A 16,595-nucleotide genomic window follows, 5' to 3' on the forward strand; every position below is an offset into this window, starting at 1 on the left:
CGCTCAGGCGTGGCCGTCGAACAGGCTGGTGACCGAACCGTCCTCGAACACCTGGTGGATCGCCTCGGCGACCAGCGGGGCGATCGAGAGCACCCGCAGCGTGTCGAAGTGGTGGTCGTCCGGGATCGGCAGCGTGTTCGTCAGCACGACCTCCTTCGCCCCGCAGGACGACAGCCGCTCCACCGCCGGGCCGGAGAGCACGCCGTGGGTCGCCGCGATGATGACGTCCTTCGCGCCGGACTCCAGCAGCTGCTCGGTGGCCTTGGTGATCGTGCCACCGGTGTCGATCATGTCGTCGACCAGCACGCACAGCCGGCCTTCGACGTCACCGACGACGCGGTTCGCGACGACCTGGTTCGGCTTCGTGGGGTCCCTGGTCTTGTGGATGAACGCAAGCGGGGTCCCGCCGAGGTTGTCCGCCCACTTCTCCGCGACCCGCACCCGGCCGGAGTCCGGCGAGACCACGGTGATCTTCTCGTCGGAGTAGGTCTGCCGGATGTAGTCCGACAGCACCGTCTGCGCGAGCAGGTGGTCCACCGGCCCGTCGAAGAAGCCCTGGATCTGGTCGGTGTGCAGGTCCACCGTCATGATCCGGTCGGCGCCCGCGGTCTTGAACAGGTCCGCCATCAGGCGGGCCGAGATCGGTTCGCGGCCCTTGTGCTTCTTGTCCTGCCGGGCGTAGCCGTAGAACGGCATGACCACGGTGATGCGCTTGGCGCTGGCCCGCTTCAGCGCGTCCACCATGATCAGCTGTTCCATGATGGCGTCGTTGAGCGGCGTGCAGTGCGACTGGATCACGAAGGCGTCGCAGCCGCGGACCGACTCGTCGTAGCGGACGAAGATCTCGCCGTTCGCGAACTTGTAGGCCGATTGGGGCGTGACCGTCACGTCGAGTTGCTTGGCCACCTCCTCGGCAAGTTCCGGGTGGCTGCTCCCGGAGAAGAGCTTGAGGCTCTTCTTCGGGGTCGCAGACATGGCACTCACGGTCATCGTCCCTCCCCGTTGACGCCCATCATCGGGTGTCACTCGTCGGATTGGTGGTCAGGTCGTCAGATCCCGACCGCTGCTGAGCCTGCCGGGAGGCTCGATCGGCGGCGGTGTCCGGGCGGCGGCGAGCCACCCAGCCTTCGATGTTGCGCTGCCTCCCGCGGGCGACCGCCATGGCGCCCGGGGGGACATCTTGGGTGATGACCGAACCGGCGGCCGTGTAGGCGCCGTCCCCGACCTCGACGGGAGCGACGAACATGTTGTCCGCCCCCGTCCGGGCGTGGGAACCGATCACGGTGCGGTGCTTGGCGACGCCGTCGTAGTTCACGAAGACGCTCGCCGCACCGATGTTGCTGCCCTCGCCGATCTCGGCGTCGCCGACGTAGGTGAGGTGCGGGATCTTGCTGCCGGTGCCGATCTCGGCGTTCTTGACCTCGACGAAGGTGCCGATCTTGCCCTTCTCGCCGAGCCGCGCGCCGGGGCGCAGGTAGGCGAACGGCCCCACCGAGGCGCCGGGACCGACCTCGGCGCCTTCGCCGTGGGTGCGCACGACCGAGGCACCCGGGTGCACGGTGCAGCCGGTCAGCGTGGTGTCCGGGCCGATCAGCGCGCCCTCGCCGACGGTGGTGCCCGCGCGCAGCTGCACTCCCGGCTCCACGGTCACGTCGCGGTCGAGCACCACGTCGCAGTCCAGCCACACCGAGGACGGGTCGGTGACGGTGACGCCCTCGCGCATCCAGCCGAGCACCAGCCTGCGGTTGAGCTCCGCACCGAGCCGGGCCAGCTGCACCCGGTCGTTGACGCCCTCCACGAGCCAGGTGTCCGCGCACACCAGCGCGCCCACCGGGTGGCCGTCGGAGCGGGCGATGGACAGCACGTCGGTCAGGTACAGCTCGCCCTGCGCGTTGTCGGTGGACAACCGCTCCAGCGCGTCGGAGAGCACCGCCGCGTCGAACGCGTACACCCCGGAGTTGATCTCCCCGATGGCGGCCTGCTCGGCGGTGGCGTCCTTCTGCTCGACGATGCCGGTGACGTTCCCGGCGGCGTCGCGGACCAGCCTGCCGTAGCCCGTGGGGTCGTCGACGACCGCCGAGAGCACGGTGACCGCGTTGCCGCGCTCGTGGTGCTCGGCGAGCAGCGCGTCGAGCGTCGCGGTGTCCAGCAGCGGGACGTCGCCGTAGCTGACCAGCACGGTGCCCTGCCGCTGGTTCGCCAGCGCGGTCATCCCGCACGCGACCGCGTGCCCGGTGCCGAGCTGCCGGTCCTGGACGACGGTGTGCACCTTGCGGCCGAGGCCGTCGGCGACCTGCGCGAGGTGCTCGCCGACGGCGTCCCGGCCGTGGCCGATCACGACCACCAGGTCGTCCGGCCCGGTCCCGGCCGCCGCCCGCACCGCGTGCTCGACCAGCGGCCGGCCGGCGAGCGGGTGCAGCACCTTCGGCGTCGCGGAGCGCATCCGGGTCCCCTCGCCCGCGGCGAGCACGATGGTGCTGACCGCGGAGCCCGCGTTGCCGAGTGCGGAGGGGGAAGCGGAGGAAGCCGCGCCGGACGTGCTGGGGGCGGGCCGGGCGTTCTCGCCCTGAGGCATCAACGCACTCCCTTGGGTCTCAAGCGGGTTCGACGCCGACACGCCGGAGTCGCCCTGGTCGGTGTGGTCACGGTGAGCAGTCTCGCCGCGAACCGGCTGCTGGTGGCGTCCAAGCGGGTGAAGGGTAACCGGGGCGTGCCGCGCGCGCGCCGGTGGCCCTTCCCGCTTGTCCGGCGGACGCCGATGCTACCTGCCCGGTCCACCCCGCTCCGGACGTCGCAGCCGTCCCGAACTGCTGCTTTGTGATCAATCGGGCGGAATGCTGGCGGGTGGTCGCCGACGTCGCGGTGCGTTGCGGGCCGCCGGGTCCCGACTGCCCGCCCCGGGGACGGGTCGCTCACGGAGAGTGCACGCACGAGCATCGGCTGGGCCGGTCCGGGTGAACCATCAGCGGGGCTGCGGCGGGATCCAGGTCTCCTCGTCGTCGCCGCCCGACGACTCCACCGCGAACGTGGCCACCTGGTTACCGCCGTCCCGCTTGGCCTGGTACATCGCCGCGTCCGCGCGGGCCTGCACCTGCGCGCCGGACTCCTGCGGTCGCCGCGCGACCACGCCGATCGACAGCGTCACCCCGCGGGACAGCGCCTTCGGCAGCCGCGCGATCGCCTCCACCGTCCGCCGCAGCGCCGACTCGGCCGCGGCCAGCGTCACGCCGGGCAGCAGCACCACGAACTCGTCGCCGCCGTAGCGGGCCACGAAGTCGTCCACCCGCAGCGTGTCCCGCAGCGTGCTCGCCACGACCCGCAGCACGTCATCGCCCTCGGCGTGCGAGCAGCGGTCGTTGACCTCCTTGAAGCCGTCCAGGTCGACCAGCGCCACCGACAGCGGCTGCGCCTCCGGGGAGTCCAGCAGCGCGTCCAGCCGTTCGTCCAGCGCCCGCCGGTTGGACAGCCCGGTCAGCGGGTCCTGCAGCGCCTGCTGGGTGATCGCGTCGTGGCGCAGGTTCAGCCGCGAGTTCTCCAGCCGCGTGCTCAGCGTCAGGTAGCGGCCTTCCCGCATCGCCCACAGCTCGTTCTCCAGGTCCAGCACGTAGTCGTGCACCGCATCGCTGGTGGGCCGGTCCTGGTCGAGCTCGGTGAGCTGCGCGTACTCGCGGGCGAGCGAGATCCGCAGCGTGGGGTCGGCGGCGTCGCTGGTGACCTTGGAGCGGGTGTCGGAGAGCATCCGCACCGCCTCCGACCGCCGGCCCGCGCCGATCAGGCAGCGGGACAGCGCGATCGTCACGATGATCTTCTCGCGCGGGTGGATGGCCCGGTCCAGCGAGCGCAGCCGCCGCAACCGCTCGATGTGCTCCTCGCCGGGCTGGGCGAGCGCGTGCGCGGCGCCGAGCACCGGGATCTGGTCGGCGGCGGAGCGGTCCGCGAGCCGGGGGAACAGCGATTCCCGCCACGGCACCTCCACACCGAGCGCCAGCCCGGAGGCGGTGGCGAACCGCTCGCCCGCCGCGTCCTGCTGGCCGATGCGCTCCAGCCGCAAACCCCAGCCGAGGAACATCCGGCAGCGGTTCATCATGTGCAGCGCTATCTCGTGCGGGCCGCCGCTCTCCCGGATCCGGTGCAGCGCGCGGGCCATCACCTCGTCCGCGGTCTCGTACACGCCGAGCTGGGTGAGCACCGAGCCCAGGTCGATCAGCGCGGTCGCCAGCAGCCGGTCCCAGGAGCGCCTGCCCAGCGCGGTGTCCGGGACGGGTTCGTCCTCCAGCATGGCGAGCCCGCTGGCGACCTCGGTGATCGCGTTGTCCTCGCTGCCGGTGAGCAGCGCGCGCCTGCCGCGCAGCGCGTAGGCGTCGGCTTCCAGCACGGTCAGGCCGTGCCTGCGGCTGTGCGTGAGGAGTTCGTCCAGCAGCGGTTCGGCGCCGTGCGCGAGCCCGGAGGAGGACAGCCGCATCGCGGCGCAGTGCCGCAGCAGCTGGGCGACGATGCGGGGTTCACCGCGCCGCTGCGCCTCGGCGAGCAGGCCGTCGGCTTCGCGGATGGTGCCGCGCTGGCCCAGTGCGTCGCTGTTCTGGCCGACGGCGTTGAGTTCGCGAGCGCGACCGACCAACCACGCGTCGCTGACCTCGCTCAGCGCGGTTGCCGCATCGTCGCGCACGTCCGTCGTGTCCTCGCGCAGCGGCGCACACCCCCTGCTGGCATCCAAGCCCGGCCGGGGCCGGGGAGGTCGGCGATCGACCACGGTTCCCGTCGGGACATCGCGCACGGCGTCGCGGGGACCGCTGCTCCGCCGCCAGGACTCGAACCTGGACCATCAGAACCAAAATCTGAGGTGCTGCCTTTACACCACGGCGGATCGGGCGATGTGGTCCGGCGCCAGAGCTTACCGCCACGCCGACCGACCGCGGTCGCCCAGTCGACATCGTGGCATGCCCGTCCAGGGTGATCGTTCTCACGGGTGCACGAACGATCGGAACCGACGATCCGGACACGCCCGGGCGGTAGCGACACGCCGTATTTCCGTCGCCGGGGGGTGACGATTGTGCATCCACCAACTTACGCTGGCGTAGGTTACGGTCCCGTAGGATCTGCGGGGCCGACACCGCTTTCCCGGCGCTGCCGACCAACGTTCTTCCGCCACCTGACCCAGTAGAGGTACTGAGTATGACCGCAGCAACCGACGTTGCCCCCGAGACTTCCGGGGCCGAGTCCGGGCCCAAGCCGCTCACCGCGGGGGCCCGTCCCCGACTCGCCCAGTTCTTCGTCTACGCGTTCGTCCTGATCCCGTGCGTCGCGCTCGTCGCCGCGATCCCGTTCGCCTGGGGCTGGGGCCTCGGCTGGGTCGACGTCGGCCTCGCGGCCTTCTTCTACGTGTTCAGCGGGCTCGGCGTCACCGTCGGGTTCCACCGGCTGTTCACGCACGGCTCGTTCAAGTCCAACTGGCCGGTGCGCGCCACGCTCGCGATCGCGGGCATGACCTCGCTGCAGGGCCCGGTGATCACCTGGGTCGCCGACCACCGGCGGCACCACGCCTACTCGGACCGCGACGGCGACCCGCACTCGCCGTGGCGCTTCGGCAGCACTCCGGGTGCGCTGGCCAAGGGCTTCTGGCACGCGCACATGGGCTGGCTGTTCGACCGGAACATGACCAACGAGGAGCGGTTCGCGCCCGACCTGCACAAGGAGGAGCGGCTGGTCAAGCTGAACAACCTCTTCGTGCTGTGGACCGCGCTGAGCCTGGTGCTGCCCGCGGTGCTCGGCGGGCTCCTCACCTGGTCCTGGTGGGGCGCGCTGACCGGCTTCTTCTGGGCCGGGCTGGTGCGGGTCTCGCTGCTGCACCACATCACGTGGTCGGTGAACTCGATCTGCCACATGATCGGCGAGCGCCCGTTCAAGAGCCGCGACAAGGCGGCGAACTTCTGGCCGCTGGCGATCGTGTCGTTCGGCGAGTCCTGGCACAACTCCCACCACGCTGACCCGACCTGCGCCCGGCACGGGGTGCTGCGCGGGCAGCTGGACATCTCGGCGCGGGTGATCTGGTTCTTCGAGAAGGTCGGCTGGGCCTGGAAGGTCCGCTGGCCGAACGAGAAGCGGCTGGCCCGGATCGCGGTCACCGACTACAAGGGCTGACCCTCCGGCGGTCACGGCGGTGGAACCTCGCCGGGGCCGGTCCTCGCGGACCGGTGACCCAGCGGGGGCGCCGCCGGGCCGGCCTCCTCGTCGCGCGGCCGCGCGCCCGCCCTCCCCGGGTGCGCAGCGCCGCGCGCGATCGGGGAGGCGCGCACCTCGGCGGATCTCGACGGATAGGGTGACCTGCGTGGCAGCAGGACGGCGCAAGCGGAACTCGCCGGATTCGGAGACCAGGCGGCGTTCGGCCCGCACCACCCGAGTCCGGATGACCGGTGAGGAACGACGTCAGCAGCTGCTCGACGTGGCCAGGGCCCTGTTCGCGGAGAAGGGCTTCGAAGCGGCCTCCATCGAGGAGATCGCGCACCGGGCCGGCGTGTCCAAGCCGGTCGTCTACGAGCACTTCGGCGGCAAGGAAGGCATCTACGCGGTGGTCGTGGACCGCGAGATGCGCGCCCTGCTGGACCGCATCGTCTCGGCGCTCTCGGCCGGGCACCCCCGCGCGCTGCTGGAGCAGGCCGCGGGCGCGCTGCTCGAATACATCGACACCTGCACCGACGGGTTCCGCATCCTGGTCCGCGACTCGCCGGTGGCCTCCACCACCGGCACGTTCTCCTCGCTGCTCAACGACATCGCCAGCCAGGTCGAGCACATCCTCGGGCTCCAGTTCAGCGCGAAGGGCTACGACGCGAAGCTCGCCCCGCTCTACAGCCAGGCGCTGGTCGGCATGGTCGCGCTGGTCGGCCAGTGGTGGCTGGAGGCGCGCAAGCCGAAGAAGGACGACGTGGCCGCGCACCTGGTCAACATCGCCTGGAACGGCCTCTCCAACCTGGAGCACAAGCCCAAGCTCGGCACCTGGCGCTGACCTCCGTCCGGCGGGTCAGGACGAGGTGACGCGCAGGATCCGGTCGTCGGTGCCGTTGGACGTGGTGACGTAGAGGGCGCCGTCCAGGCCGAGCCGCGCGGCGCGGAGCCTGCCGTGCAGGCCGTCGAGCTCCGGTGGTACCAGGACCTCCCGCACCGACCCGTCCGGGGCCAGGCGGAACAGCATCAGCTTCGACCCCTTCAGCGCGGTCACCGCGAGCATCCCGTCGAACCGCCCCCACGTCCCCCCGGTGAGGAACGCGGCCGCGCACACCGCCTCCGTCGTCCCTCCCGAGGACCACACCGCGGTCACCGCGTCCGGGAACCGGCGCAGGTCCGTCATCGGCACCGACTCGTCGTAGGAATCGGAGTCGCCGCCGCGCGACGGGTCCCAGCCGTGGTTGCCGCCCGGGCGCAGCAGGTTGAGCTCGTCGTCGGAGTCCGGCCCGTGCTCGGCGACGAACACCTGGCCGCCGGGGCGCTGCGCGATGCCCTGCGGGTTGCGGTGCCCGTAGCTGTAGACCAACCGTTCGGCGGGGTCCGGGGAGTCAAGGAAGGGGTTGCCGGGCAGCGGCGCACCGGTGCGCAGGTCCATCCGCAGCACCTTCCCGCCCAGCCCGCGGCGGTCCTGCGCGGCGGCCGGGTCGGCGGTGTCGCCGGTGGTGACCAGCAGCGCGCCGTCCGCGGCCAGCTCCGGGCGGCAGCCGGAGTGCCTGCCACCCGGGTTCACCGGCAGGCCCGCCAGCAGCGGCGGTCCGACGCGTTCGGCGCTGCCGCCGTCCTCGGCGAGCCGCCAGGTCACCAGCCGCACGTCCACCGCCCGCCCGTCCCGCCGGTGCGTCTGGCAGGTGACGAAGCGCCTGCTCTCGGCGAAGTCCGGGTGCACCACCATTCCCAGCAGGCCGCCCTCGCCCTCGGCGAGCACGTCGTCGAGGTCGGCGCGCACCGGCCGGATCTGCGCCCCGGGACTGGTGTCGGCGAGCAGCGCCAGCCGTCCCGGCCGCTGCGTCACCAGCGCGGTGCCGTCGGGCAGGAAGCCGAGGTCCCACGGGTGCTCCAAGCCGCCGCCGAGGACCTCCACCCGCAGCGTGGACGGCACCGGGTCCGGAGCGCGGGTGCTCGGCGGCGGTGGCGCGCCGTCCGGGGCGCCGCACGCGCCGAGCAGGACGACCAGGGCGACGGCGGCGACTCGGCTAGCGCGCATCGCCACAGTGTGGCACCGCCCGGGCACCCGCCGTGCCCGTCCGCGCCCCGCCGGCGCGGGGCGACCGGACGTCGTCGGTGCGGAGTCGTAGGCTGGACGGCGACTCCCGCCACCCGGCAACCGGTCCGCCTGGGGAGAGCCGGTCCCGGCTCAGCCGTCGCGACGCCGACCCCCGCACGCCGGACTCGGACGCAGTCGTCCCGGGGACGGGTCTGTGCGCTTTCCGTTCTCGGTGCGAGGGATTCTGATGATCCAGGCTGGTCCTGCCACGGCGACCGACGCGGCTCCGGCCGCGCTGCACGGGCTGCTCGACGCGCTGCTGCGGGAGGAGACCTTCCGCGAAGTGGTGTCCGCGGCCGGTCGGCCGCACCTGGTGCTGGAGGGCCCGGTCGCCGCCCGTCCGCTGGCCGCGGCGGCGCTCGCCGCCGACACCGGTGCGGCGGCCCCGGTGCTGCTGGTGACCGCGACCGGCCGGGAGGCCGAGGAGACCGCGTCCGCGCTGGAGGACCTGCTCGGCGCGGACGGCATCGCGGTGCTCCCGTCCTGGGAGACGCTGCCGCACGAGCGGCTGTCCCCGCGCGCGGACACGGTGGGGCGCAGGCTCGCGGTGCTGCGCAGGCTCGCGCACCCCGAGGAGCACGCCGAAGGCCCGGTGCGGGTGCTGGTCACGACGGTCCGCAGCCTCATCCAGCCGATCGCGCCCGGCCTGGGCGAGCTGGCCCCGGTGCGGCTGCGGCTCGGCGACGAGCACGACTTCGAGGACCTGGTGGAACGGCTGGCCGGCCTCGCCTACTCGCGCGTGGACATGGTGGAGAAGCGCGGCGAGTTCGCCGTGCGCGGCGGCATCGTGGACGTGTTCCCGCCGACCGTGGAACACCCGCTGCGGGTGGAGTTCTGGGGCGACGAGGTCACCGAGATCCGCCCGTTCTCGGTCGCCGACCAGCGCTCGCTGCCGGATGCCACCGACACCGCGCTGTACGCCCCCGCCTGCCGCGAACTGCTGATCACCCCGGAGGTGGCGGAGCGCGCGGCCGAGCTGGCCCGGCGGCACGAGGCGGACGCGCACCTGTCCGAGATGCTCGGCAAGATCGCGGGCGGCGCCGCCGTCGAAGGCATGGAGGCGCTGATCCCGGCGCTGTGCGACGGCGAGATGCGGCTGCTCACCGAACTCGTGCCGGACGGCACCCACGTGCTGCTGTCCGACCCGGAGAAGGTGCGGGCGCGGGCCGCGGACCTGGTGCGCACCGGGCAGGAGTTCCTGGAGGCGTCCTGGATGGTCGCCGCCGACGGCGGCAAGGCCCCCATCGACCTGGGCGCCTCGGCGTACCGGGGCCTCGCGGAGGTCGAGGAGCGGACCCGGGAGATCGGGCTGCCGTGGTGGACGCTGACCCAGCTCAGCAGCGACAGCGCGGACCGCGGCGTGGTGCACCTGGGCCTCAAGCAGGTCGAGGCCTACCGCGGCGAGGTGGAGCGGGCCTTCACCGACCTGCGCGCGCACACCGCCTCCGGCGGCGCCGCGGTGCTGGTGGTGCCCGGCCAGGGGACGGCGCAGCGCGCGGTGCAGCAGTTCCGGGACGGCGAGCTGCCGGTGCGCCACGCCGCCGACGGGCTGACCGCGGCCCCCGAGACCGGCGTGATCACCGTGGTGCGCGGCGGCCTGGAGGACGGTTTCGCCGCCGCCGGGGTGGGCCTGGTGGTGCTCACCGAGACCGACCTGACCGGTGGCCGCGGCGGTACGTCCACGAAGGACATGCGCCGGATGCCCTCGCGGCGGCGCAACGCGGTGGACCCGCTGGCGCTGAAGGCCGGTGACTTCGTCGTCCACGAGCAGCACGGCATCGGCAAGTACGTGGAGATGGTGCAGCGCACCGTCGGCGGCGCCACCCGCGAGTACCTGGTGCTGGAGTACGCCTCCAGCAAACGGGGCCAGCCCGGCGACCGGCTGTTCGTGCCCACCGACCAGCTCGACGAGGTGTCCCGCTACGTCGGCGGCGAGCTGCCGACGCTGAACAAGCTCGGCGGCTCCGACTGGAAGAACACCAAGGCCAAGGCGCGCAAGGCGGTCAAGGAGATCGCCGCCGAACTCGTGCAGCTCTACGCGGCCCGCCAGTCCGCGCCCGGCCACGCGTTCGGCCCGGACACCCCGTGGCAGCGGGAGCTGGAGGACGCGTTCCCCTACACCGAGACCGGGGACCAGCTCGCCGCGATCGACGAGGCGAAGGCCGACATGCAGCGCGCCGTCCCGATGGACCGGGTGATCTGCGGCGACGTCGGCTACGGCAAGACGGAGATCGCGGTGCGCGCCGCGTTCAAGGCCGTGCAGGACGGCAAGCAGGTGGCGGTGCTGGTGCCGACGACGCTGCTCGCCCAGCAGCACCTGAACACCTTCACCGACCGGATGCGCTCCTTCCCGGTCACCATCAAGGGCCTGTCCCGGTTCACCACCCCGCAGGAGTCGGAGCAGACGCTGCAGGGCCTCGCGGACGGTTCGGTGGACATCGTGATCGGCACGCACCGGCTGCTGCAGACCGGCGTGCGCTACAAGGACCTCGGACTGGTCATCGTCGACGAGGAGCAGCGCTTCGGCGTCGAGCACAAGGAGCACATCAAGGCGCTGCGCACACACGTGGACGTGCTGACGATGTCGGCGACGCCCATCCCGCGGACCCTGGAGATGAGCATGGCCGGCATCCGCGAGATGTCGACCATCCTGACCCCGCCGGAGGAGCGGCACCCGGTGCTGACCTACGTCGGCGCCTACGACGAGAAGCAGGTCGGCGCCGCGATCCGCCGCGAGCTGCTGCGCGACGGCCAGGTGTTCTTCGTGCACAACCGGGTCTCCACGATCGAGAAGGCCGCCCGGTCGCTGCGCGAGCTGGTGCCGGAGGCGCGGATCGTCACCGCGCACGGCCAGATGAACGAGGAGCGCCTGGAGAAGATCATCCAGGGGTTCTGGGAGCGCGAGCACGACGTGCTGGTGTGCACCACGATCGTCGAGACCGGGCTGGACATCTCCAACGCGAACACGCTGATCGTGGAGCGCTCCGACATGCTCGGCCTCTCCCAGCTGCACCAGCTGCGCGGCCGGGTCGGGCGCGCCCGCGAGCGCGGCTACGCGTACTTCCTGTACCCGGGCGAGAAGCCGCTCACCGACACCGCGCACGACCGGCTCGCGACGATCGCGCAGAACTCGGAGCTGGGCGCGGGCATGGCGGTGGCGATGAAGGACCTGGAGATCCGCGGCGCGGGCAACATCCTCGGCGCCGAGCAGTCCGGGCACATCGCGGGCGTCGGCTTCGACCTGTACGTGCGGCTCGTCGGCGAGGCCGTGGAGGCGTTCAAGCAGCACGCGGGCGCGGGCACCGCCGACCTGGAGCAGGAGCTCGCCGAGGTGCGGGTGGACCTGCCGGTCGACGCGCACATCCCGCACGACTACGTGCCGGGGGAGCGGTTGCGGCTGGAGGCCTACCGGAAGATCGCGGCGGCCGGGGACCAGGCCGCGCTGGACGCGGTGCGCGCCGAGCTGGAGGACCGCTACGGTCCGCTGCCGGAACCGGTGCGGCGACTGCTGAAGGTCGCCGCGTTCCGCCAGGTGTGCCGGGAACACGGCGTCACCGAGGTGACCTTGCAGGGCTCCTCGCTGCGGGTGGCGCCGCTGGAACTGGCCGACTCGCAGCAGATGCGGCTCAAGCGGCTCTACCCGAAGGCGGTGTACAAGGCGACGGTCCGCACCGTGTCCGTGCCGCGGCCGACCGAAGGTGCCGCGGGCGGGCGGATCGGCGCGCCGCCGCTGCGGGACGAGGCGCTGCTGGAGTGGTGCGCGACCCTGCTGACCTCGCTCGCCGGTCGACCGGCGCCGGTGGGCTGACCGCGTCCTGAACCCGCTGCCGCGCGGTGCGTTCCGCTCGGCCGGACGGGTGCGTGCTCGGCGGTTCTGCTGGCGGTGGTGCGTGCGCCGGGGCATGATCGGCGCGCGTTCGCGAGCGCTCCGCTCCCGCCGGTGGTCCGGGGTCTGATCGGTGGTCGTGCGGTGCCGGGAGGCAACCCGCTCGGCCGTGGCGCGTCTGAACTCGTAGGTGGCCGCGCCGGTCGGCGCGCCTCCTGGTGTTGCAGGGGCGGGGAGAGGACGAGGGCGTGGAGCGTGCACGAGGACCGCAGCGACCGAGGAATGCTCGTCCGGGGCCGTCCCGTCCCGGCGAGGCGACGACCGTGCGGCACCCCGTCGTTCCCCGCGAACCACCTCGCCCGCGCAGGCCGCGCCGCGCGCGGAAGTTCTTCGGGCGCACGGTGATCGCCCTGCTGTCGGTGGCGGTCCTGGGGAGCAGCGCCTACGCGTGGGGCGCCCTCAACGGGGTCACCGGCGGGCTCTCCGGCAGCGATGTCATCGGCAGCGGCCTGAACTCGCCGGACGGCGCGACCGACGTGCTGCTGGTCGGCAACGACAGCCGCACCGACGCCGACGGGAACCCGCTGCCCGAAGAGGTGCTCAAGGAACTGCGCGCCACCGACGACGAGGGCGGCGACCTCACCGACACGATGATCCTGGTGCGCATCCCCAACGGCGGGCAACGCGCCAGCGCCGTGTCCTTCCCCCGCGACACCATGGTCCAGCTCGGCAACGGCTACGGCGAGCAGAAGCTCAACTCCGCCCTCGGCCGCGCCAAGAGCGAAGCCCGCCACCGCCTCGAACAGGACGGCGTCACCGACCCCAAGCAGCTGGAACTGCAATCCAAGGCCGAAGGCCAGAAATTCCTGATCAAAACGATCGAAGAGCTCTCCGGCGCCAGCATCGACCACTACGCCGAGGTCAACCTGCTGGGGTTCTACGACGTCACCAAGGCCGTGGGCGGCGTCGAGGTGTGCTTGAACGAGGCGGTGGACGACAGCGCGCACTCCGGCGCGGTGTTCCCCGCCGGGCGTCAGACGGTCGAAGGCGCGGACGCGTTGGCCTTCGTCCGCCAGCGCTACGGCCTGCCGAACTACGACCTGGACCGGGTGGTGCGCCAGCAGGTGTTCATGTCCGGACTGGCGAACAAGATCCTGTCCGCGGGCACGCTGGGCAACCCGGTGCGGCTCGGCGAGCTGATCGGGGCGCTGCAGAAGTCGGTGGTGGTCGATTCCGGCTGGGACATCATGGAGTTCGCGCAGCAGATGCACGGCATCGCGGGCGGCGACATCGACTTCCACACCATCCCGGTGGAGCTCGTCGGCCCGTCCGGGCGCGAAGACGTGCAGGCCGACGAGGACGAGGTGCACCGGTTCGTGGCGAACCTGCTGCTGTCCCCGCAAGAACGCGCGGTGCGCCAGCAGGCCGAGCGGTCGCCGGAGGCGCAGCCCGAGACCTCCGAGTCGAGCTCCCCGGCGGAGGTCTCCGTGGACGTCTACAACGCCTCCGGCATCACCGGCCTGGCCGCGGGCGTGGCGAACCACCTGGCGGCGCAGGGCTTCGGCACCGGGTCGACGGGCAACGCGGCGTCGGCGAGCTCCTCCTCGGTGCGGGTCGCCGCGGGCGAGCAGGACGCGGGGGAGCAGGTCGCGGCGGCGCTCGGCGGAATCCCGGTGCGCACCAGCGGATCCGTCCCGGCGGGCACCGCCGAGGTGTACCTCGGCGCGGACTACGACGGTCCGGGTGCGGTGAACTTCGCCGGTGCGAAGGCACTGCGGCTGGACGGACTGCGGCTCGCCCAGGAACCGGAGCAGCCGATCACCGCGGGCGGCGTGCCCTGCGTGAACTGACCGGGGCCGGACCCGGCGGGCGGAGGTTTCACCCTGCGATGATCTCGTGAGAGGGTGATCGCTGTGAGTTCCGCCATGCACCGGGTCCGCCCGCTCGCGTTGATCCTGCTCTGCTGCGCACTGCTCGCCGGTTGCGGTGTCGAACCGGGCAAGGCGGGCGCCGCGGCGTTCGTCGGGGAGGCGCGGATCCCGGTCAACGAGGTGCAGAGCCGCTACCGCGCGGTCCTGGACAAGGAGCCCGAGGCGAAGGCGCAGCTGTCCGAGCAGGGCATGCTCGGCGAGCTCAGCCGCCGGATGGCCGCCGATCTGGTGCGCCGCGAGCTGATGAAGCAGGCCGCGCGGACCGAGGACCTGGACGTGGACGAGCGGCGGGTCGCCGACGTCATCGACTCGGCCGGTGGTCCGCAGGCCGCCAGCAAGGGCCAGATCTACACCGAGAGCGACATCCAGGACGTGGTGCGCAGCCGGCTGCTCGCGGCCGAGCTGGGCCGCAAGTACGTGGACCGGTTGTCGGTCGTCTACGACGTCACCTCCGCGGTGAACCGCCGCGAAGCCGAGGAGAAGGTGCGGCGGATGGCGGGCGGTGACGCGGAATCGGCCGCGCTCGTCGCCGAGGACCGGCAGGCCGGGACGGGTGCCGCCGCCGACCAGCGGCTGCGCTCCGCCGACGTGCCCGACCTGGCGGCGGGCACCCCGCTGTTCGGCGCGCGCACCGGCACGGCGATGGCGTTCGAGCTGCAGCCGCAGTCCGGGCAGTGGACGGTGGTGCGGATCAAGCGCCGCGAGGTGGGCCCGCCGCCGCCCGCGCCGAGCGCCGCCGGAGCGGACGAGATGAAGATGCAGGCCCTGGGCGACCAGCTGCTGCGGGTCACCGCTCAGCAGGTCGGGGTCGAGCTGAGCCCGCGCTACGGCGTGTGGGACGAGCTGGGCCTGTCGGCGGCGCCGAACGCGGACGAGACCACCGGGATCGTCCTGCCCGGCGCGCGTTCCTGACGGCGGATCGGGCGGTCGCCGTCCCGCGTCCGCACCGCCGACCGGGCGGGGTGCCGCGGTGCCGATGCCCCGGCTGCGGCCGAACAGGTGATCTTCGCGGCGCGAGTCGCCGAAGATCACCCGTACCGGGTGATGCGCCGGTGTGTCGGACGGGGGTGCGGGCGGGTTCCCCGGCAACCTCCGCGGCATGGATCGAGCACTGCGGCGGAGGACGGCCGCGCGGTTGGGACAATCGCGCCATGCACAACGCACGTTCGGCGGCGCCGGGGTCCGGCGACCGCACCAGCGGTTCCGGTGGAACCGGCGCGACCTCCCGCTTCCCGGATCTCGGGACGGTGGCGCCCGGGACGGCGGTGGTGCTCGTGGACGACCGCCTCGGGGACGTGATCCCGGCGGCGGCGGTGCCCGCGCTGCGCCGCGCCGCCGCGGTGCACGCGGTGCCGGGACTCCCGCCCGCCACGGTCTCCGCGCTGGACGACCCGGGAACGCCCGACGTGCCGGAGCTGCTGGCCGGGGCCGAGCGCGAACCGGTGGTGCTGTTCGCCCCGGACGTGCACTCGGCGCAGGCGGCGGCGCTGCTGGAAGCGGGTGCGGTCCTGCTCGGCGCGCAACCACCGGTGGGTGCGGAACTGCTGGACGCGGTGGCGGTGATGGACCGGCTGCGCTCGCCGGGCGGCTGCCCGTGGGACGCGGAGCAGGACCACGACTCGCTGCGCCGCTACCTGGTGGAGGAGACCTACGAGCTGCTGGACGCGATCGAGCAGCGGGACCGGGCGTCGCTGCGCGAAGAGCTGGGGGACGTGCTGCTGCAGGTGCTGTTCCACGCGCGGATCGCGGCCGAGGACGGCGCGGAACCGTTCGGGGTGGACGAGGTCGCCGCCGACCTGGTCGGCAAGCTGGTGTCCCGGCACCCGCAGGTGTTCACCGAGGCAGGTTCGGTGCACGACGCCGAGTCCCAGCAGCTGCGCTGGGACGAGCTGAAGCAGCGGGAGAAGCAGCGCGAGTCCGTCCTGGACGGCGTGGCCACCGGGCAGCCCGCCGCGGCGCTGGCGGCCAAGTTGGTGAACCGCGCCGACCGCGCCGGAGTGCCGCGCGAGCTGCTCACCGCCGCCGGATCACCGGGGGCGGGCTTGTTCGAGCTGGTCGCCCGCGCCAGGCTGGACGGCGGTGATCCGGAGGACGAGCTGCGCGCCGCCGCGCTGGACTTCGACGGGCGCGTGCGGGCAGCGGAGGCCGCGGCGCGGGCCGACGGGCACGATCCGCACCGGCTCACCTCGGAGCAGTGGGCCTCCTACTGGAGCCGTGGCGGTGCGACCAGCGGGAACGATCACAACTAGTCCACTGTGGACTGAATCGGTGGGGCGGCCGTCCGCCCGCACCGCGGCACCCCCGCACTCGTTGATCCGGGCGGTGCCCGCGCGGCGGCGAGCGAAAAGTCCGGTTCGCTCCCGGGTGTTGATCCGGTACGTGCACACTGGAGTGGGAGAGGGAGGGCATTCGTGTCGCAGCAACTCAGCACGAGCAGGTCGTGGCGGTTCGCCGGAGTGGTACCGATGATCGCGCTGCTCGTCTCGTGCGGCACCGAGCCGGACCGCGAACCCGAGCAGATCCGACCCAGCGTGCAGGCCGTCCCCCCGCCCGCGGTGGCGCCCCCCGACGGCGG

Annotated in this window: 10 protein-coding genes and 1 tRNA gene; 6 read left to right on the forward strand and 5 right to left on the reverse strand. The window is 72.8% G+C overall.

All coding sequences use genetic code 11. The features are described from left to right. Nucleotides 1–3: 3 nt before the first annotated feature. The 4 genes from LCD31_RS14080 to LCD31_RS14095 form a co-directional block, all read right to left on the reverse strand. Nucleotides 4–975, reverse strand: a complete 972-nt coding sequence (locus LCD31_RS14080; protein ID WP_224958607.1) for a ribose-phosphate diphosphokinase — start codon at nt 973–975, stop codon at nt 4–6. Between the two features lie 37 nt (nt 976–1,012). Continuing rightward, on the reverse strand, nt 1,013–2,443 hold the full coding sequence (glmU, locus tag LCD31_RS14085; RefSeq protein WP_374108041.1) for a bifunctional UDP-N-acetylglucosamine diphosphorylase/glucosamine-1-phosphate N-acetyltransferase GlmU: 1,431 nt from the start codon (nt 2,441–2,443) through the stop codon (nt 1,013–1,015). A gap of 519 nt (nt 2,444–2,962) precedes the next feature. Continuing rightward, a complete protein-coding gene (locus LCD31_RS14090) occupies nt 2,963–4,666 on the reverse strand; it encodes a diguanylate cyclase (RefSeq protein ID WP_224958609.1) in 1,704 nt (567 codons plus the stop codon). Nucleotides 4,667–4,793: 127 nt separating this feature from the next. After that, nucleotides 4,794–4,864 (reverse strand) — tRNA-Gln (locus LCD31_RS14095). Nucleotides 4,865–5,172: 308 nt separating this feature from the next. Between LCD31_RS14095 and LCD31_RS14100 the strand changes: the two genes are divergently transcribed. Together LCD31_RS14100 and LCD31_RS14105 are read left to right on the forward strand one after the other, a co-directional pair. Next, nucleotides 5,173–6,138 carry an acyl-CoA desaturase gene (locus LCD31_RS14100; protein WP_224958610.1) on the forward strand — a complete coding sequence of 322 codons (966 nt, stop codon included), beginning with the start codon at nt 5,173–5,175 and terminating at the stop codon, nt 6,136–6,138. A gap of 265 nt (nt 6,139–6,403) precedes the next feature. Further along, nucleotides 6,404–7,000, forward strand: coding sequence for a TetR/AcrR family transcriptional regulator (locus LCD31_RS14105; RefSeq protein ID WP_224958623.1), 597 nt, complete (start codon nt 6,404–6,406; stop codon nt 6,998–7,000). A gap of 15 nt (nt 7,001–7,015) precedes the next feature. Here the strand turns inward: LCD31_RS14105 and LCD31_RS14110 are convergent, their stop codons facing one another. Next, complete coding sequence (locus LCD31_RS14110) at nt 7,016–8,203, reverse strand: sorbosone dehydrogenase family protein (protein WP_224958611.1); 1,188 nt, start codon at nt 8,201–8,203, stop codon at nt 7,016–7,018. Nucleotides 8,204–8,450: 247 nt separating this feature from the next. On the opposite strand from LCD31_RS14110, the gene mfd reads away from it, so the two are divergent. The 4 genes from mfd (at nt 8,451) to LCD31_RS14130 (ending at nt 16,269) form a co-directional block, all read left to right on the forward strand. Then, a complete protein-coding gene (gene mfd / locus LCD31_RS14115) occupies nt 8,451–12,071 on the forward strand; it encodes a transcription-repair coupling factor (protein WP_224958613.1) in 3,621 nt (1,206 codons plus the stop codon). A gap of 341 nt (nt 12,072–12,412) precedes the next feature. Then, nucleotides 12,413–13,939 (forward strand): LCP family protein, encoded by a 1,527-nt coding sequence (locus LCD31_RS14120; RefSeq protein ID WP_224958615.1) that lies wholly within the window; start codon nt 12,413–12,415, stop codon nt 13,937–13,939. 63 nt (nt 13,940–14,002) lie between these two features. After that, complete coding sequence (locus tag LCD31_RS14125) at nt 14,003–14,932, forward strand: SurA N-terminal domain-containing protein (protein ID WP_224958617.1); 930 nt, start codon at nt 14,003–14,005, stop codon at nt 14,930–14,932. A gap of 239 nt (nt 14,933–15,171) precedes the next feature. Then, complete coding sequence (locus LCD31_RS14130; protein ID WP_224958618.1) at nt 15,172–16,269, forward strand: MazG family protein; 1,098 nt, start codon at nt 15,172–15,174, stop codon at nt 16,267–16,269. Nucleotides 16,270–16,595 lie beyond the last annotated feature (326 nt).

This window comes from Saccharopolyspora sp. 6M (assembly GCF_020176775.1).
In the GTDB taxonomy this organism is placed as follows: domain Bacteria; phylum Actinomycetota; class Actinomycetes; order Mycobacteriales; family Pseudonocardiaceae; genus Saccharopolyspora_C; species Saccharopolyspora_C gregorii.